This is a genomic window from Pseudomonas sp. HS6 (assembly GCF_023375815.1).
Lineage (GTDB): Bacteria > Pseudomonadota > Gammaproteobacteria > Pseudomonadales > Pseudomonadaceae > Aquipseudomonas.
In genome coordinates this window covers 6,460,737-6,480,628 of record NZ_CP067412.1, presented here as the reverse complement: position 1 = coordinate 6,480,628, position 19,892 = coordinate 6,460,737, and the positions used below count along the sequence as shown (strand labels likewise).

Genomic DNA, 19,892 nt, shown 5'->3' with positions numbered 1-19,892 from the left:
CTGACGTCAGCGTATGAATCCATAATCGACTCGATTTTTCAGGTCGATGTATAGCGCCAGACACCTCGGTCGGCTCCCTCTCCCTCCGGGAGAGGGCTGGGGTGAGGGCAGGCTTTTGATCTGTACTTACAGGCAGATCAAATCAACCCAGTCTCTTCATCATCAATCAACTGACTCAACCCACCCAACGCTTCCCGAGCCTGTGTACGGTCCATCAACTTCGCCTGGGCCGCCGGCGGCAGGTCGGTGACGCGGATCACACCTTTGCTGGTCAGCACCTGAATCAGGTCGTCGAGTACCCGAATCATCTCGAAGTCGCTCTGCTTGAGCTGTTTGAGGCTGTTTTCCACGGCAGCGTTGGCAAACCAGGCCTGGATTTCATGGTGATCGGCCGGCAGCGTTTCCGTGGCCTCGGCCCAGGCGGCAGCTTCCACGCGAACCAACTGACCCTGCGCATCGCGTTGCACGTAAAACATTGAGCATCCCTCAGAAATGAACCCGCGTCATGCTGTCAGCAGCATAGCCAACTGCGCGCGAGTATGCGGTGCGCCGACGAAATCGTCACCGGGGTGATGGGCGCAAACGTGACGGCCGCCCCATTGGGGCGGCCGTTTTGTTCACGCATCAGCTGTTGTTGTGGTCGACCTTGATGGTCGGATCGCTGCCGGCAATCAGGTTGTGAATGTTGGCAGTGGACCAGTTGTTGCCTTCCAGTTTGATCGTCACGTCCGGTGTCGCTGCGGCTGCATCGGCGGAGTTGAACTTGCCCGCCGAGCTGACTTGCAGCGACGACACGCCGTCGACCGTGGAGATCTTCAGGAAGTTATCGATGGTGCTGCCGGTCTCGCCCTGCAACAGATCGCGCAGGTCGATGCGGTCACCTTCGCTGGCCTTGAAGTCCTTGATCACGTCGTTGCCGGTGTCGCCTGCTTTCCAGACGAAGGTGTCGGCACCGGAACCACCGATCAGGATGTCGTTGCCCTGGCCACCGATCAGCGTGTCGTTGCCGGTGCCGCCGAGCAGGATGTCATTGCCTTTGCCGCCATCGAGCAAGTCGTTGCCGCCCGAGCCGAAGAGGATGTCATTGCCCGCGCCACCCAGCAGCGTGTCGTTGCCGTCATGGGCACCGGACACATCGAACAACTGATAGTGCTCGGTGATGAACTGGTGCACGTTGCTGGTGGTGACTTTGCTGACATCGACGCCGGTCTGCTGCGCGACGAATGCCTGCATCGCCTGGTAACCCTCGCCGGCAATGCCGTTGAAGCTCACCAGATCGCCGAACAGGATGTCGTTGCCGTCGCCACCGCTGACCGTGTCATTGCCCGGCATCGTCGCTTCGGTGTGGCCGATGATCGAGTTGGCCAGATCCTTCGGATCGATGTTGGTCTGCGGGTTGTGATCGGTGTCGTACGGCTTCAGGTCGTTGAGGCTGACGCCGCTGTTGATACCGATGGCTTCGACGTTGGACAGGTTGCCCAGCAGCGCAAAGGCACTGTTGGCATTGTCGGTGGTGGCCGAGTTGGTGCTGTTGCCGGTACCTGCCAGGCTCGACAGCTCGTAGGTGCCGTCGCCCTGGGCGTGGATGGTGCCTACGTTGCTCCAGTTCCAGCTGCCGTTTTTAAGCGTCTGCAACACGACAGCGCCCGCCGTGCTGATGGTCAGGTAGTGAGTGCTGTCGATGTAGGTGCTGAAGCTGTCACCCAGCTTGTAGTTGCTGGTCTTCACCACGTCATCGAGCTTCACGTTGCCGTACAGCGTCGGGTTGGTCTGTTCGCCGCTCTGGTAGTAGGTCGGCTGGCCGTCGGTGATGAAGTACGTGAGGTTCTTCGCCCCGGTGTTGGCCACCGCGTCCGTGCTCTGGAAGAAGTTGGCCGTGGCTTTGAACACGTCTTCGTAGTTGGTGCCGCCGCCGGAGGTCATCGAGTCGAGCACGGCTTTGAGCTTGGTCAGCGCGTTCGGGTCGTTGAGGTTCACCGCCACTGACTTGTTGACCTGGGTATCGAAGTCCACCAGGAAGATGTTCACCGTACCCGAGTTGTTGCCCATGCTCTGCTTGAGGGTGTTGAACACCGACGTCAGCGAGTCCTTCGCGGCATTGATCGACGAGGTGCTCATGCTGCCGGAGCTGTCGACCATGAACGCGATGTTGTAGTTGGTGCCCGGCACCACGGTCAGGCCGCCGATGTCGGCGACGATGATGTCGTTGCCGTCGGTGCCGGTGACGGTGTCGTCGGCCGAGGTGGCAACAATCGAGTTGTAGACCGCCGGCACCACGCTGACCGGTATGGTCGCGGTGGTGCTGGCCGAGCCGCCCACGGCCTCGGTGGAGGTCGAGGTCACGGTCAGGTTGAACTGGCCGTTGTAGTAGGTCGGCGGGGTCACGGTCAGGGTGCCGAGATTCCAGCCGGTGACATTGGCGTCGCCGCTGGTGGCGGTCACGGTGAAGCTGTGGCCTGCGCCGTCGCTGAGGACCGAACCGACCGGTGCGCCGCTGATCTTGATGCTCAGGGTTTCCGAACCGTCGGTGTCGGTCAGCGCGGTGCTGATCGACGACAGTTTCACGGTGGTGCCTTCGGCGCCGGTGTTGAGTTTGTAGCCGTCGTAATAGCCTTCGCCGTTGGTACCGTGCAGGTCGGACACTGTCACGCCTGCGTTCACCAGGTCGGTCACGCCGGTGTAGATCGGCACGCCGGCGCTGCTCAGGTCGATCGGCGTGCTGCCGTTGACCGACAGGTTGACGTCGTAGCTGCCCGGACCGCTCTGGTTGTGGTGGTAGATGTCCAGGGTGTAGTAGCCGCTGGTGGTCGGAGTGAACGAACCGTTGAGGTTGCCGCCCGCGCCCCACGTCGTGGATGCCACGCTCTTGCCGCCGATGGTCACCAGCAGGCTGTCATCGCCAGTACCGGTGAAGGTGTAGGTCTTGCCGGCTTCCAGATAGATCAGGCCCGAAGTCTTCGATGCGGTGCCGGCGGTCACGCTGCCGTCGGACTGCACGTTGGTCACGGTGCCGCTGGAGTTCGGCGTGCCGGCGCCGTCGATCACGTTTTTCAGCGTGGTCGAGTTCGCGCCACTGCCGTCGGTGCCCAGGCCCGACAGGCCGGTCCAGACTTCTTTGATCAACCCGGTGGACTTCACGCTGTTGTCGGCAACCGACAGGGTCGGTGCATCCGCCACTGGTGTGATGTCGATCTTGATGGTGCCGGTGTTGCCCAGCAACTGGCCGTCGGTTGGCTGGAACTTGATTTGTGCGTAGTCAGCCTGGTTGTTGCCCAGACCGGTGCCGCCGTAACCGTTCACACCCGATTCGTTGGCATCCGGCAGGAAGCGCAGCTTGCCGGCGTCGATGTCAGCTTTGCTGAAAGTCTGGTTGTTGGCGACGTCTTTCCAGGTCGAACCGTCCAGATACTGCAGTTTGCCTTCGCCCGGCAGCTGGGTGATTTTCACGCCCAGGCTTGAGGCCGGACTGTCCACGTCGGTCACGCCGAAGGTCGACCAGCCGAGGATCAGCGGGGTGTCTTCGGTGCCGGTGACGTTGACCGGTGCGGCGACCGGCGCGTCGTTGACGGCCACTACGTTGACGGTGGTGGTGGCGACGTTGGAGTAGTTGCCGCCATCGGTGACGGTCACGGTGATGATCCGCGGCACGGTGCTCGGATCTTCACTGCTGTTGGTGAAACTGATGTTCTTGATCGCCTGCATGTAGTCGGCGAGCGTCGCATTACCGGACAGGGTCAGCGTGATGGTGCCATTGGTGCTGTTGGCATTGATGGTGATGCCGTTGACGCTGTTGCCCAGATTGAGCGCATCGCCGTCCTGACGGTTGGTCAGCACGATGGTGGCGCCAGTCAGCATGGTGCTGTCCGGGTCGGTGATCTTGATATCGGTGTCGGCAATCGACACACCCGCGCCCGGGGTGTTCTCGGTGAAGGTCACCTTGTAGTCGGCCCCGGTGGCGCCGCTGGAGTTGTTGGCGTCGAGGTCGATGACCGGTGGCGCATCGTTGTCGATGATCGAGGTGCTGACGCTGCCATTGGTGCTGCTGACGGCGAGGTTCTCGAAGTTGCCGCCGGTGGCCGAGTCGATCTTGACCACGAAGTTTTCGGTGCCTTCAGTGATCTTGTCGTCGATGGTCGCAACGTTGAAGGTCGCGGTGCTTGCACCGGCCGGGATCTTCACGGTGTACACGCCGGTGAAGTCCGAACCGTCGGCGGCGGTACCGCTGTAGACGATTTTCAGGGTCACATCGGTTTGCGCCGGGTGCGTCAGGCTGACGGTGTAGCTGGCGGTCTGGCCTTCGGTCACCGAGGTGCTGCCGGTGATGCTGACGGTGGTGGTGTCGATGGTATCGGTGACGCTGGTCACCGCTGGTGTGTTGCTGGTCACCAGGTTCTCGAAGTTGCCGCCGGTGGCGTTGGTGATCGAGGCCTGCACGTTGCCGGCGTCCTTGTAGACGTCATCGGCTGGCGCAGGAACGGTCACGGTGCCGGTGGTCTTGCCCGCTTCGATGGTGATCACAGAACCGTTGCTCAGGGTCACGGTCACTGGCGAGCCAGCGGCGTTGGTGAGGGTCGCGGTGTAGGTGATCGAACCACCCTCGGCCACGGTGCCGGTCGCGGAGAGCGACAGGTTGGTGGTGTCGATGGTGTCGGTGACCGTAGTCGAAACTGGCGTTTTGTCGGCCACGAGGTTTTCGTAGTTGCCGCCGGAAACGTTGGTGATCGAGTTGGTCAGCGGTGCATGGCCGGTCAACGCGTCGTTCGGCGCGGTGGTGGTCACGGTGCCGGTGGTCTTGCCGATGTCGATCGTGATCGACTGACCGTTGGACAGGGTCACGGTCACTGGCGAGCCGGTCACTGGTGCGCCGACAGTCGCAGTGTAGACAACGTTGCCACCTTCGGCCGCCGTTGTGGTCGCGGTCAATTTCACGGTGGTGGTGTCGATGGTATCGGTGACACTGGTCACCGCTGGCGTGGTGCTGGTCACCAGGTTCTCGAAGTTGCCGCCGGTGGCGTTGGTGATCGAGGCCTGCACGTTGCCGGCGTCCTTGTAGACGTCATCGGCTGGCGCGGCGACGGTCACAGTGCCAGTGGTTTTACCGGCATCGATGGTGATCACGGCGCCGTTGCTCAGGGTCACGGTCACTGGCGAGCCAGCGGCATTGGTCAGTGTTGCGGTGTAGATGATCGAGCCGCCTTCGGCCACGGTGCCGGTCGCGGTGAGCGACAGGTTGGTGGTGTCGATGGTGTCGGTGACGGTGGTCGAAACCGGTGTCTTGTCAGCCACGAGGTTCTCGTAGTTGCCGCCGGAAACATTGGTGATCGCGTTGGTCAGTGGTGCGTGGCCGGTCAACGCGTCATTAGGCGCGGTGGTGGTCACGGTGCCGGTGGTCTTGCCGACTTCGATGGTGATCGACTGGCCGTTGGACAGGGTCACGGTGACTGGCGAACCCGTTACAGGCGCGCCGACGGTGGCGGTGTAGACAACGTTGCCACCCTCGGCCGCAGTTGCGGTCGCGGTCAGCTTCACGGTCGTCGTGTCGATGGTGTCGGTGACACTGGTCACCGCTGGCGTGGTGCTGGTCACCAGGTTCTCGAAGTTGCCGCCCGTGGCATTGGTAATCGTGGCCTGCACGTTGCCGGCGTCTTTGTAGACGTCATCGGCTGGCGCAGGAACGGTCACGGTGCCAGTGGTTTTGCCGGCTTCGATGGTGATCACGGCGCCGTTCGACAGAGTCACGGTCACCGGAGTGCCCGCCGCGTTGGTCAGGGTCGCGGTGTAGGTGATCGAACCGCCCTCGGCGACCGAGTTGGTGGCGCTCAGGGACAGGTTGGTGGTGTCGACGGTGTCGGTGACCGTGGTCGAAACCGGGGTCTTGTCGGCCACCAGATTCTCGTAGTTGCCGCCGGTCACGCCGGTGATCGCGTTGGTCAGTGGCGCATGACCATTCAGCACGTCGTTCGGCGCGGTGGTGGTCACGGTGCCGGTGGTCTTGCCGACTTCGATGGTGATCGACTGGCCGTTGGACAGGGTCACGGTCACTGGCGAGCCGGTTACCGGAGCACCCACGGTGGCGGTGTAGGTGACGGTGCCACCCTCTGCTGCCGTCGTAGTCGCGGTCAGCTTCACGGTGGTGGTGTCGATGGTATCGGTGACACTGGTCACCGCTGGCGTGGTGTTGGTCACCAGGTTTTCGAAGTTGCCACCGGTAGCGGACTTGATCGTGGCCTGCACGTTGCCGGCGTCTTTGTAGACGTCATCGGCTGGCGCGGCGACGGTCACGGTGCCCGTGGTTTTGCCGGCGTCGATGGTGATCACGGCGCCATTGCTCAACGTCACGGTCACCGGAGTGCCGGCGGCGTTGGTCAGGGTTGCGGTGTAGGTGATCTGGCCACCTTCAGCCACGGTGCCGGTCGCAGTGAGCGACAGGTTGGTGGTGTCGATGGTGTCGGTGACCGTGGTCGAAACCGGGGTTTTGTCGGCGACCAGATTCTCGTAGTTGCCACCGGTCACGTTGGTGATCGCGTTGGTCAGCGGCGCGTGGCCGGTCAACACGTCGTTCGGTGCGGTGGTGGACACGGTGCCGGTGGTTTTACCCACTTCGATAGTGATCGACTGGCCGTTCGACAGCGTCACGGTGACCGGCGAGCCAGTCACCGGGGCGCCCACGGTCGCGGTGTAAGTGACAGTGCCGCCTTCAGCCACGCTGGTGGTGGCGGTCAGTTTCACGTTCGTGGTGTCGATGGTGTCAGTGACGTTGGTCACCGCTGGTGTGTTGCTGGTCACCAGGTTTTCAAAGTTGCCGCCAGTCGCGTTGCTGATCGTTGCCTGAACGGTGCCCGCATCCTTGTAAACGTCGTCAGCCGGGGCCGCGACGGTCACAGTGCCAGTGGTTTTACCGGCTTCGATGGTGATCACGGCGCCGTTGCTCAAGGTCACAGTCACCGGAGTGCCCGCAGCGTTGGTCAGCGTTGCGGTGTAAACGATCGAACCACCCTCGGCGACCGAATTGGTGGCGCTAAGCGTCAGGTTAGTGGTGTCGACAGTATCGGTCACGGTGGTGTTGACCGGCGTTTTGTCGGCCACCAGGTTTTCGTAGTTGCCCCCGGACACGTTGGTGATCGCGTTGGTCAGCGGCGCATGGCCGTTGAGCGCATCGTTCGGCGCGGTGGTGGTGACGGTGCCGGTGGTTTTGCCGACTTCGATGGTGATCGACTGGCCGTTCGACAGGGTCACGGTGACCGGCGAGCCAGTCACCGGGGCGCCCACGGTCGCGGTGTAAGTGACCGTGCCGCCTTCAGCCACGCTGGTGGTGGCGGTTAGTTTCACGTTCGTGGTGTCGATGGTGTCAGTGACGTTGGTCACCGCTGGTGTGTTGCTGGTCACCAGGTTTTCAAAGTTGCCGCCAGTCGCGTTGCTGATCGTTGCCTGAACGGTGCCGGCGTCCTTGTAGACGTCGTCGGCTGGCGCAGGAACGGTCACGGTGCCGGTGGTTTTACCGGCGTCGATGGTGATCACGGCGCCGTTGCTCAAGGTCACGGTCACCGGGGTGCCCGCAGCGTTGGTCAATGTGGCGGTGTAGATAATCGAACCGCCCTCGGCGACCGAATTGGTGGCGCTAAGCGTCAGGTTAGTGGTGTCGACAGTATCGGTCACGGTGGTGTTGACCGGCGTTTTGTCGGCCACCAGATTTTCGTAGTTGCCCCCGGACACGTTGGTGATCGCGTTGGTCAGCGGCGCATGGCCGTTGAGCGCATCGTTCGGCGCGGTGGTGGTGACGGTGCCGGTGGTTTTGCCGACTTCGATAGTGATCGACTGGCCGTTCGACAGGGTCACAGTCACTGGCGAGCCAGTCACCGGGGCGCCCACAGTGGCGGTGTAAGTGACCGTGCCGCCTTCAGCCACGCTAGTGGTGGCGGTTAGTTTGACGTTTGTGGTGTCGATGGTGTCCGTGACGTTGGTCACCGCTGGTGTGTTGCTGGTCACCAGGTTTTCGAAGTTGCCGCCGGTAGCGGTCTTGATCGTGGCCTGCACGTTGCCGGCGTCTTTGTAGACGTCATCGGCTGGCGCTGCAACGGTCACGTTGCCGGTGGTTTTACCGGCTTCGATGGTGATGACAGCGCCGTTCGACAAGGTCACGGTGACTGGTGAGCCGGCGGCGTTGGTCAGGGTTGCGGTGTAGATGATCGAACCGCCTTCGGCCACGGAGCCGGTTGCGCTCAGCGTCAGGTTGGTGGTGTCGACGGTGTCAGTCACTGTGGTGCTGACCGGCGTTTTGTCGGCAACGAGGTTTTCGTAGTTGCCGCCCGTCACGCCGGTGATCGCGTTGGTCAACGGCGCGTGGCCGGTCAGTGCATCGTTTGGCGCGGTGGTGGTCACGGTGCCGGTGGTTTTGCCCACCTCGATGGTGATCGACTGACCGTTGGACAGGGTCACAGTGACTGGTGAACCGGTTACTGGCGCCCCAACCGTCGCGGTGTAAGTGACGGTACCACCCTCGGCAGCGGTTTCGGAAGCGGTCAGCTTCACGGTCGTTGTGTCGATGGTGTCGGTAACCTGGGTCACAGCCGGAACGGTGCTTGGCACCAGGTTCTCGAAGTTGCCACCGGTGGCGGTCGAAATGGTCGCTTCGACTTTGCCCGCGTCCTTGTAGACGTCGTCAGCAGGCGCAGGAACGCTTACGGTGCCAGAGGTCTTGCCGGCTTCGATGGTGATCACCGCGCCGTTTGACAGGGTCACGGTGACCGGAGTACCGGCGGGGTTGGTCAAGGTCGCGGTGTAAACAATCGAGCCGCCCTCGGCCACGGAGCCCGTAGCGCTCAGGGTCAGATTAGTGGTGTCGACGGTGTCGGTCACGGTAGTGCTGACCGGGGTTTTGTCAGCTACGAGGTTTTCGTAATTGCCGCCGGTCACGCCAGTGATCGCGTTGGTCAGCGGCGCGTGGCCGGTCAGTGCATCGTTCGGTGCGGTGGTGGTGACGGTGCCGGTGGTTTTGCCGACTTCGATGGTGATCGACTGACCGTTTGACAGGGTCACGGTCACAGGCGAACCGGTGACCGGCGCGCCAACAGTCGCGGTGTAGGTGACGGTGCCACCTTCAGCAGCGGATTCGGTCGCGGTCAGTTTGACCGTGGTGGTGTCGATGGTATCGGTGACGCTGGTCACGGCTGGTGTGTTGCTGGTCACCAGGTTTTCGAAGTTGCCGCCGGTTGCGTTGCTGATGGTTGCCTGAACGGTGCCGGCGTCTTTGTAGACGTCATCGGCCGGCGCAGGAACGGTCACGGTGCCAGTGGTTTTACCGGCTTCGATGGTGATCACGGCGCCGTTCGACAGAGTCACGGTCACCGGAGTGCCCGCCGCGTTGGTCAGGGTCGCGGTGTAGGTGATCGAACCGCCCTCAGCGACCGAATTGGTGGCGCTCAGGGACAGGTTGGTGGTGTCGACGGTGTCAGTCACTGTGGTGCTGACCGGCGTTTTGTCGGCAACGAGGTTTTCGTAGTTGCCGCCCGTCACGCCGGTGATCGCGTTGGTCAGCGGCGCGTGGCCGGTCAGTGCATCGTTCGGCGCTGTGGTGGTCACGGTGCCGGTGGTTTTACCCACTTCGATAGTGATCGACTGACCGTTGGACAGGGTCACAGTGACTGGCGAACCGGTCACTGGGGCGCCCACGGTCGCGGTGTAAGTGACGGTGCCACCCTCGGCCGCGGTCTCGGAAGCGGTCAGCTTCACGGTCGTTGTGTCGATGGTGTCGGTAACCTGGGTCACAGCCGGAACGGTGCTTGGCACCAGGTTCTCGAAGTTGCCGCCAGTGGCCGTCGAAATGGTTGCCTCGACTTTGCCGGCGTCTTTGTAGACGTCGTCCGCCGGAGCCGCAACGGTCACGGTGCCAGTGGTTTTACCCGCTTCGATGGTGATCACTGCGCCGTTCGACAAGGTCACGGTAACTGGCGAGCCAGCCGCGTTGGTCAAGGTCGCGGTGTAGATGATCGAACCACCCTCGGCGACCGAATTGGTGGCGCTGAGGGTCAGGTTGGTGGTGTCGACGGTGTCGGTCACGGTGGTCGAAACCGGAGTCTTGTCGGCTACGAGGTTCTCGTAATTGCCACCTGTCACGCCGGTGATCGCGTTGGTCAACGGCGCGTGGCCGGTCAGCGCATCGTTTGGCGCGGTGGTGGTCACGGTGCCGGTGGTTTTGCCGACTTCGATGGTGATGGACTGACCGTTCGACAGGGTCACGGTCACTGGCGAGCCAGTCACAGGCGCGCCCACAGTCGCGGTGTAAGTGACGGTGCCACCTTCAGCCGCCGACTCGGTCGCGGTGAGTTTCACCGTGGTGGTGTCGATGGTATCGGTGACCTGAGTTACGGCCGGAACAGTGCTCGGCACCAGGTTCTCGAAGTTGCCACCGGTGGCGGTCGAAATGGTTGCCTCGACTTTGCCGGCATCCTTGTAGACGTCATCGGCTGGAGCCGGAACGCTAGTACCCGCACCGCCAAAGAACTGGTCGGCACCGTCGCCACCAAACAGGGTGTCGTTGCCGATGCCGCCGGTGATGATGTTGTCGCTGGCATTGCCGTAACCGATGAATGCGCCGGTGCCGGTGTAGGTCAGGCGCTCGACGTTGGCGTTCAGGCTGATTTGGCCATAGTTGGTGCGCACCTCGTCATTGCCGCCGCCTACCTGTTCGATGACCGTCGCGCTGCCGGTGTTGAGGATGTACACATCATCACCCGCGCCGCCTTCGAAGGTCGCCGAGATGGTATCGATGCTGAACGTATCGTTGAAGGCCGAACCAATCACTTTCTCGATGTTGAACAGGGTATCGCCTTCCGAGTCGCCACCGATGCCTGCACGGCCTGGCGCGTTGTAGCGGATGTCGACGTTGATCCCGGCAGCCGAGGTCGAGTAGTCCACGGTGTCCAGGTTGCCCACGCCGCCATCGAAGGCAATCGCCCGGCTGTCGGCGACGAAGGTATCGTTGTAGTTCGAACCCAGGATGCCTTCGATGCCGGTGAAGGTGTCACCGGTGGCGATACCGCTGTGCACGCCGGTTTTCAGGTTGACGGTGACGCCAACGGTGCTGTCGGTGTAGCCCGCAACGTCGAAACCGGCACCGCCGATAAACTGGTCAGCACCAGCGCCACCGAACAGGGTGTCGTTGCCGATGCCGCCGGTGATGACGTTGTCGCTGGCGTTGCCGTAACCGACGAATGCGCCGTTACCGGTATAGGTCAGGCGCTCGACGTTGGCATTCAGGCCCTGCACACCGTAGTTGGTGCGCACTTCGTCATTACCGCCGCCTACCTGTTCGATGACTGTGCCGCCAGCACCGTTGATGATGTAAACATCATCGCCCGCACCGCCCTCGAAAGTCGCGGTCAGGGTGTCAATGCTGAAGGTGTCGTTGAACGCAGAACCGATGACCTTTTCGATGTTGATCAGGGTATCGCCTTCCGAGTCACCACCGATGCCTGCCCGGCCTGGCGTGTTGTAGCGGATGTCGACGTTGATCCCGGCAGCCGAGGTCGAGTAGTCCACGGTGTCCATGTTCCCCACACCGCCATCGAAGGCAATCGCCCGGCTGTCGGCGACGAAGGTATCGTTGTAGTTCGAACCCAGGATGCCTTCGATGTCGGTGTAGGTGTCACCAGCGGCAATACCACTGTGCACACCTGTTTTCAGGTTGATGGTCACGCCGACAGTGCTATCGGTGTAGCCCGCGACGTCGAAACCGGCACCGCCGATAAACTGATCGGCGCCAGCGCCGCCGAACAGGGTGTCGTTGCCGATGCCGCCGGTGATGACGTTGTCGCTGGCGTTGCCGTAACCGACGAATGCGCCGGTACCGGTGTAAGTCAGGCGCTCGACGTTGGCACTCAGGCCCAGCACGCCATAGTTGGTGCGCACTTCGTCATTGCCGCCGCCCGCCTGTTCGATGACCGTCGCGTTGCCGGTGTTGAGGATGTACACATCATCGCCCGCGCCACCTTCGAAGGTCGCCCCGATGGTATCGATGCTGAACGTATCGTTGAAGGCGGTACCAATGACCTTCTCGATGTTGAACAGGGTATCGCCTTCCGAGTCGCCACCAATGCCCGGACGCCCCGGCACGGTGTAACGAATATCGATGTTGATGCCTGCGGCAGACGCCGAATAGTCCACAGTATCAATACCTGCGCCGCCGTCGATCTTGTCCGCACCAGCTCCACCCATGATCAGATCATTGCCGGCCAGGCCATTGATCTCATCATCCCCGCTTGTACCGATCAGCGTATCCGCGCCGTTTGTCCCATTTATAACTGCCATTACATCTTCCTTGCCTTGTTGTGAAATAGGTACTCGTCGCGGGCGATCAAACGACATCGCAGCGATCACTGCAGATCAACGATTGTGTTGATATCGACACAAACCCGTCACGGCTTAAGCGGCCGGCAAAAAAAATGTATCAAGATTGATGCAGTTACGAATTTCAAAGGCAAAAAAAAACAGGCGACTGCAAAGTCGCCTGTTTTTTATGAAGGCCTGCGCGAATCGATCAATCCGCCAGCCAGCCATACTCCCAGTAACGCAGGTTATCGCCACGCAGTACATAGTCACGCAGTACGACCTCACGCAACTCGTCACCCATTCGGTAGCTCGCATCCGGATCGGCCAGGTGCATGCGGATTGCCTGCAGCCATTCGTCCGTGGTGTTGGTCTTGATCCGGGTGCACGGCAGGTAGCCGCGATAGGCCTCGGTGTCGGTGCAAATCACCGGGTAACCGCAAGCACCGTATTCCAGAAGACGCAGGTTGCTCTTGCAGTCGTTGAAGATGTGGAATTCCAGCGGCGCCAGGGCCAGGTCCAGATTGAGGCTGGCCAGTTTCGCCGGGTACGCATCGAGGGGAATCACACCATGGAACTCGTGCATGTAAGGACGCAGATCATCCGGGCACATGCCGAAAAACACCCAATCGACTTCATTCGCCAGTTCGCGCACGACATCGGCGATCACCGCCAGATCACCATGGTGACTGGTGCCGCCGCCCCAGCCGACGCGCGGTTTTTTCGAGGTCCGGCGCTGGCTGCGCAGGTTGCTCCAGAATTCTTTCGCCAACATGTTCGGCACGACGCGGATGTCGTGATGCATGTCCGACAACGCGTTGGCCAACGGCTGAGTCGAGACCACAACACGGTCGCACATACCGATCGCACGGCGCACGACGCGCTCCATTTCATACTTGTCCGGCATGTTGCGGATATGCGCGTTGCGATGCGGAACATCGATGACGTAGTCATCCAGTTCGTAAATGCGCCGCGCATTGAAGTAGTTGCGTAGCACCGGCATTTCATTGACCGGTGCTTCGGTATAACGCCCTTGCAGAATGATCACATCCGGCGCCAGACGCTCGATTTCAACAATCGGCGGCAGGTTCACGCTGTAGCGAATATGCCCCTGCACCCGGCCTGCCGCTTCGAGCTCGATCAGCGGTTGAGTGACGCGATAGTGACCGATGGCGGATGCGTTGATCGGCAACCCGAGAATCTTCGGCAAGGTGCTATTTCTGAAAGGACTCCAACCCGTACGCAGGCCCGGCTCAAGCGTGAAGCTTGAGCCAGTGTGCTTGTGAAACGAAAGATTGGGGTTATAAGCAGGGTCACGGGCAATGTCCGGCAGCCAACGCTTGAAGAACGTTTCTTCCTGTTGGTCATGCGAGACCCCTTCTTCATCGTTGACCGCCTCAACCGGCTGCGCGCCCAGCGCCAACACCGCATAAGGCGTCCACACCACAAGATAACCCTGCCGGGCTACGCGCAGCGCCAGGTCCACTTCATGCAGCGTACGCGGCAGGCTCTGCTCATCCATGCCAGCAACCGCATCGAATACCGATTTGCGCACCACCAGGCAGTCGGCACCCACGGCACTCAGATCCTGAACAGCCTGCAAGCGGAACATGTACCCGGGGGACTGCATGGCCTGACCATAAAACGGCAGGCCGGCTGCCCCCTGCAAACCGAGCACCAGACCCGCATGCAAAACATAGCCATCGGGGTTGAAGAGCTTGGCGCCGACGATGCCGACTTCCGGGCGCTGGGCGTGATTGAGCAACTCGTCGAGCCAGTCACCCTGCGTAATGATCGTGTAAGGGTTGAGTAGCACCACATATTCGCCCCTTGCCTGGCCGACGGCAAAGTTGCGTAATGCGGCGAGGTTACCCTGCTGCGCGTACGTCAGCACCCGCACCCGCTCGCTGCCCAGTTGCGCCATACCGTCCAGCCAGACACGGGCCTCGGTGGTCTGGCTGCCATTGTCGACCAGCAACAGCTCGTAATCGCCGTACGCGGTTTTTTCCAGCAGGCTCTCGACACAGCGTTGCAACGCCGCAACGTGGTCGCGAGTCGAAATGATGATCGAGACCAACGGCCGATTCGCATGCCGATAATCGACTCGATTGAGCAGTTCGACGCTACCGCGACGGATGTCGTGGGAAATCCCCAGGCGATCAAGGTGCGTCGACAGCAATCGAGAGTTGTTTTGCGTCACGGCAGGCAGAGACAACCACTGGGTCAGGTCGAATCCCGACTCGATGGCAATCTCGGCCAGATGCCCGACCACCTGAGTGCCCTGATCTTCAACCATCCGCCACAGCATGTCGTGCGGCGCCAGCTCGTTGAACGTCGAATCGAAACCGCCGAGTGCCAGAAAGGTCTCGCGCTGGAACGCCAGAGCGCGGCCGACATAGGGAAAGGTGCGCATCAGGTCCAGGTTGAAGTCAGGCTTGAATGCCGGACCCACCGACTCACCTGCTCGCAAACCGCCCTCATCGCTGTACAGAATGCGCAAGGCACTGTTGAAGGCGATGCGCTCGGCCATCATCAGCAATGCAGGGACCACCAGACGATCACCGGCGCGCAGCAGATAGAACCAGTCGGCGCCTTCCAGCTGCGGCAATAGCTGATTGATCTGTTGCAGGTAATCGTCCTGCAACGGCAAATGGAACACTCGCCCAGCCAGTGCCGGTTCCGAGCAATCACTGGAAAGCACCAGTGTCAGCTCGGGCGGGTAGTCCTGCGCAGCGAGACTTTCCAGCGTGCGCTCCAGAAGCGCAGGACTGCCCTGCTCATCGATCACGACTGGCACGATTCGCGGAGTGGACGGCCAGCCGGTCAACGTGTCCGGCAGCAATCTGCGCTGGACGTCGCTGAGCGCACGGCACTCCAGCCATTGCGAATAGAGCTCGGAAAAACTCTGGCTTTTACTGCCGACCTGCCATATCTGTGCACTCTGTTTGGTGCCGAGCGTTCGGCTCAGCGGCAGCTCTTCCCAGACCCGCGGTGATTCGTCCGCCTTGTGCATCGGCACATGACGCACCCACCCCTTTGCAGGTGCCGACTCGCCACTGCGCGACTTGAGCATTTGCAGCAGCCATTGCTGCTCGACGCCCAGAGCATCCTTCATGGCTTGCTGGCCGCTCAGACGATCCGGATACAGGCGCTCGACACTCAAGACATGGTTGGAGACAACCGCATTGCCGCGACGCAGCAAACACACGAACAGTGCAAAGTCGAGGCTCGCCACAAAGCAGTGGCCCGGCTGGGTCAAGGCCGGCAGCAATTCGACCATATCGGCGCGACGGAACAAGGCGCTGCTGAAACCACCGAGGATGTTTGACGGAAATGTTTCGAAGAGCGCCAGCAGGTCAACACCCTTGAACAGACCACTGGTTGGCGACAGTGGCGTATTTTCCAGCCGCGAAGGCAACACCATGTCATCGGCGTCCCAGAACAGACGCTGGGCCAGCACCAGGTTGACCTCGTCACGCTGGGCCAGCACATCGGCCTGGTGCTCGATACAGCTGGTGAACAACTGATCGTCATCACACAAAAACTTGATGAATTCGCCCTGTGCCTGATCCAGGCAGGCTTGCAGATTGCCGACCATGCCCAAGGTATGCGGATTACGCACGTAACGTACGGCGCCCCCACTCTGCTCGATCATCTGCCCGACGATGGCCTCGATTTCATGACCACGGCTGTCATCGCACACGATGATTTCGAGATTGCCATAACCCTGACTGACGGCGCTGCGCAATGCCCGCTCGAAAAAGCGTGGATTGAAGGCGGGAATGACAAGGCTGACAAGGGGAAGTGAATTCACGGCGGACTCGCAAGCGGCGGGAACCCGCCCGGAACTGCGAGCCCTTCGAAACCGCAAAAGAAGACAATAGATACAAAACGATCAAGACAACCAGGCGCTTGCGCGCCCGGCCCACATCAGATCTTGTTGAACAGGCCCAACTGGCTGATCTTGCTGAACGCCAGTTGCGAAGCCTGCAGCATGGTCTGCTGCAAGGTCAGGCGCGTCATCACTTCCGCCGGATCCGAATCACGGATTGAACCCTGGGTCATGGTGTTGGCCTGGACCAGGCTCTGGTTCGTGGTGGTCTGGTCATCCAGCGACTGTCCGCGAGCACCGATCGAAGTCACCGCCGCGCCAATCTGGTTGGAGGCGCTGTCGATGTTGCCCAGTGCCGACTCCATGGCACCCTGGAATTTTTGCTTGGCCACCGGATCACCATCGATCTTCCCGTTCAGCGCCGTGACCATCTGGCCCAGGGTGTCGAGTACGTTCTGGGTCTGATGATTGCTGGACTGGATCGAGAACTGGTCACCGGCCGCAGGCGTGCCGCCGAGAGCGAAGGTTACACCGGCCGCCGTGGCGTTACCGCCAACCACCGTGCCCGACGACACCGGCTTGCTGTCGGCGTTTACAGGCGCTGCGTAGAGGTCGAACGCAGTAGCGCTGGTGAACTTCAGGACCGCGCCGCCGCCGGACGGGAAGGCGCCGTTGTAGGCGGCCTGGTTGGTCACGTTCGAACCGGTGATGACCGCGGTCGACGGGTTGCCCGGGCTGCGCGCCGTAGTGAACGAGTCAGGTGTAACCGACAGCTGGAAGCTGTGACCGGCAATCACCGCATCCGCGTTGTCGCCGGACTTGAGGTTGAGGTTCACCTTCAGATCAACGCCACGGAAGCTGACGGCCTGGTTGGCACCGTTGCTATTGCTGATCACACCGTTCTGGCTGGCTTCAGTCGTCACGTCGTTGCCCAGGGCATCGGTGATTTTCATCTGGGTGCTGCTAACGAAGCTGACCGTGTACGGCTGACCGCTCGCGAACTTGGCGTCATAGGTGGCACTGTTGCCGACCGTACCGCTGGACAGCACCACACGTCCGTCATCGACAGCCGGAGCGGTCATGGTGGTCTGGGTGCGGCTGGTGTTGATGGTCTGCTGGAATGCATCCCAACCGGTGGTGTTGGTGGCCACCGAAAGGCCGTCGCCAATGCCCAGATTGATCTGGGTCTGGTCACCATTGTAGGTGTAAGTACCGTCGGTATTTTGCGAGTAAGGCGCGGTATCGGTCTTGGAACCGGAAAACAGGTAGTTGCCGTTGGCGTCCTTGGAGTTCATCAGGCCCAGCACCTGCTGCTGGATCTGGCTCAACTCGTCGGCGTAGGCCTTGCGGTCTGCGTCAGTGGCGATACCGTTGTTGGCAGCCAGACCGATTTCCTTGGCACGCTGCAAGGCCGTGGTGATGGAGCTCAGTGTGGACTCCTGCACGGTCAGCGCACTCTTGGTGGTATCGATGTTGCCCTGATACTGCTCGAGCATCGAGGCCTGCTGACCCAACTTGAGCAGACGACCAGCACCGATCGGATCGTCGGCGGCGGTGTTGATGCGCTGCAGGCTGCTCGCCTCATTCGCGGTGGCAACAGCCTTGCTGTAGTTGCGCTGATATTGAGCAGCTTGTGTCGCGTAATACTGGGCGGTGGAAATGCGCATGAATTACGGCTCCTTAAAGACTGTTGATCAGCGTTGCGAAGGTTTCCTGCGCAGCCTTGATGATTTGCGAAGAGGCGGTGTAGTACTGCTGATACTTGACCAGGTTACCGGTTTCTTCGTCCAGGTTGACCTGGGACAGCGAATCGCGCGCGCCTTGCGCCTGATCCAGAATCACCGTAGTAGCTGCGCTGTCGGACTTGCTCTGAGCAGCCTTGGTACCGACATTGGTCACCAGCTTGTTATAGGCGTCAGTCAAGCTGATGCCCTTGCTCGCCGTGCCGGTATCCACGGTCTGTTTGGTCTGCAAGCCAACCAGCGCCTGCGCGTTGCGGTTGTCCGCAGAGGCCGCGCCGGTCAGGTTGATCGTGAAGGTTTCGCCTGGTTTCGGCGTTGCGCCCACGGTGGTCTGCACGGTGAAGGTTTTCTGCACGTTCGGCGTGACCGAGGTATCCATCACCGGAGCACCGGTGGAATCGACCATGCCGATCTTGAGGTTCAGGGTGTTGGCCTGCCCCGGCACGATGGTGCCGGTGCCGATGGTGAAGCCCTTGGCGTCGACCATGTTGTACGACTGGCTGCCACTGGTGACAGCACCCATGACCAGCTTGACCGGCGTCGAATACTTGAGCGCGTTCTGCAACTCGGCCTGGGAGGCCGGGTTGGTGATGTCGAGAGTGTCGACCAGCGTCGGTTGGGTGTAGGTGCCGGAGTTATTGGCACTGGCCACGCCGGTCAACGGTGCTGCCGCCGCGATTTTCTTCGGATCGGTGAGCACGGTCTGAATGTTCGTGGCCGCGTCACGGGTCGGGGTCACCTTGAAGGTGTCACCGGCGTTCATCGCGCCGCCGTTGAGGGCCAGGGTAAAGCCGTCGATCACTGGCGGTGGCGTGGTCGTGGTGCTGAACGAACCCAAGTCGGTGCCGTCGGAGCGCTTGACCGAATAGTTGGTGGCGCTGGTGAAGGTCACCTGGTAATCGCTGGTGGTCAGCTTGCCAGTGTCCTTGATGGTGACATTCAGGTTGCCCGAACCTGCACTGTTGCTTGCAGAAGCAATGCTGCGCTGGCTGATCAGTGCAGCACTGTTGATGTCGTTGAAAATGGCCGCGCCGAAGTCACCGTTCTTGTCGATGCCCTGGGCTTGCTGGCGATTCATCTGGTCGGCGATGACCAGCGCGACACGACCCAACTCGTTGAGCGATGGGTTGAGCACTTCATTGCGATACGTCAGCAGACCACCGATTTCGCCACCGCTCATCACCGAGGTGATGTCGATGGTGCTTGAACCCCGGTCCATCTGGATGCCCATACGAGTCGGGTCATCCTTGCTCGGCACGGTGCTCAGGGTGTTGGTGGTGTTGCCGACAACCAGCGGCTGGCCGGTTCCGAGATAGACGTCGAAGCTGGTGCCACGCTCGACGACTTGTGCCCCGGTCAATTCAGAGAGCTGGCGCACGGCTTCGTTACGACTGTCGAGCAGATCGTTCGGCTGGCCGCCGCTGGTGGAAACCTCGCCGATCTTCTGGTTCAGATTGGCAATCGAGGTGGCCAGCTTGTTCACCTGGGACGTCATGTCCGACAGGTTGCCGTTGATCGTGGTGTTCTGATCGTTCAGCTGTTTGGCCAGGGCGTTGAAACGGCTGGTCAGCGCCTGCGCACCGGTCAGCACCGACTGACGGGAGGTGTCGTCGGTCGCCGAGGTCGCCACACCCTGCATCGAGGTGAAGAATTTCTGCAGCACACCGGTCAGGCCCGTGTTGGTGTCGGACAGCGAGGCGTCCAGCGCGGTCGCCTGAGCACCGTACGCGGCCGCTTCGCTGTTGAGCGACGTGGCGGTGTGCAGCTGTGTTTCGAGGTAAGAGTTGTACACCCGGCGCACGTCGGCCAGGGTCGTGCCCGTGCCGATGAAGACGTTGCCGAACTGCTGCGAGGACTTGGTGCCCTGCACGGTTTGCTGGCGTGAATAACCGGCGGTGTCGACGTTGGCAATGTTGTTACCTGTCACAGCCAGAGAGGACGAACTCGCGGCCAACCCCGACATCCCGATATTGAGCAAACTCATGATTCAAACC

Annotated in this window: 5 protein-coding genes and 1 pseudogene; all 6 read right to left on the bottom strand. The window is 61.2% G+C overall.

From position 1 onward, the window contains the following. Positions 1-137 precede the first annotated feature (137 nt). The gene (locus JJN09_RS29285; protein WP_249484889.1) at positions 138-476 is read right to left on the bottom strand and encodes a tryptophan synthase subunit beta; all 339 of its coding nucleotides are present in this window, start codon (positions 474-476) and stop codon (positions 138-140) included. Between the two features lie 148 nt (positions 477-624). Beyond that, positions 625-11,547: an immunoglobulin-like domain-containing protein gene (locus JJN09_RS29280; protein ID WP_302852071.1), complete on the bottom strand. Its 10,923-nt coding sequence runs from the start codon at positions 11,545-11,547 to the stop codon at positions 625-627. Positions 11,548-11,733: 186 nt separating this feature from the next. Beyond that, positions 11,734-12,306, bottom strand: a pseudogene (locus JJN09_RS29700) (calcium-binding protein); the annotation flags it as partial. A gap of 229 nt (positions 12,307-12,535) precedes the next feature. After that, positions 12,536-16,138 carry a glycosyltransferase gene (locus tag JJN09_RS29275; RefSeq protein WP_249484888.1) on the bottom strand — a complete coding sequence of 1,201 codons (3,603 nt, stop codon included), beginning with the start codon at positions 16,136-16,138 and terminating at the stop codon, positions 12,536-12,538. A gap of 116 nt (positions 16,139-16,254) precedes the next feature. Continuing rightward, a complete protein-coding gene (locus JJN09_RS29270; protein ID WP_249484887.1) occupies positions 16,255-17,823 on the bottom strand; it encodes a flagellar hook-associated protein 3 in 1,569 nt (522 codons plus the stop codon). Positions 17,824-17,836: 13 nt separating this feature from the next. Beyond that, on the bottom strand, positions 17,837-19,882 hold the full coding sequence (gene flgK / locus JJN09_RS29265) for a flagellar hook-associated protein FlgK (RefSeq protein WP_249484886.1): 2,046 nt from the start codon (positions 19,880-19,882) through the stop codon (positions 17,837-17,839). Positions 19,883-19,892: the final 10 nt, after the last annotated feature.

Coding starts and splice junctions, on each gene's coding strand:
- JJN09_RS29285 (WP_249484889.1), bottom strand. CDS start 476: ATGTTTTACGTGCAACGCGATGCGCAGGGTCAGTTGGTTCGCGTGGAA.
- JJN09_RS29280 (WP_302852071.1), bottom strand. CDS start 11,547: ATGGACACCGTGGACTACTCGACCTCGGCTGCCGGGATCAACGTCGAC.
- JJN09_RS29270 (WP_249484887.1), bottom strand. CDS start 17,823: ATGCGCATTTCCACCGCCCAGTATTACGCGACACAAGCTGCTCAATAT.
- flgK (WP_249484886.1), bottom strand. CDS start 19,882: ATGAGTTTGCTCAATATCGGGATGTCGGGGTTGGCCGCGAGTTCGTCC.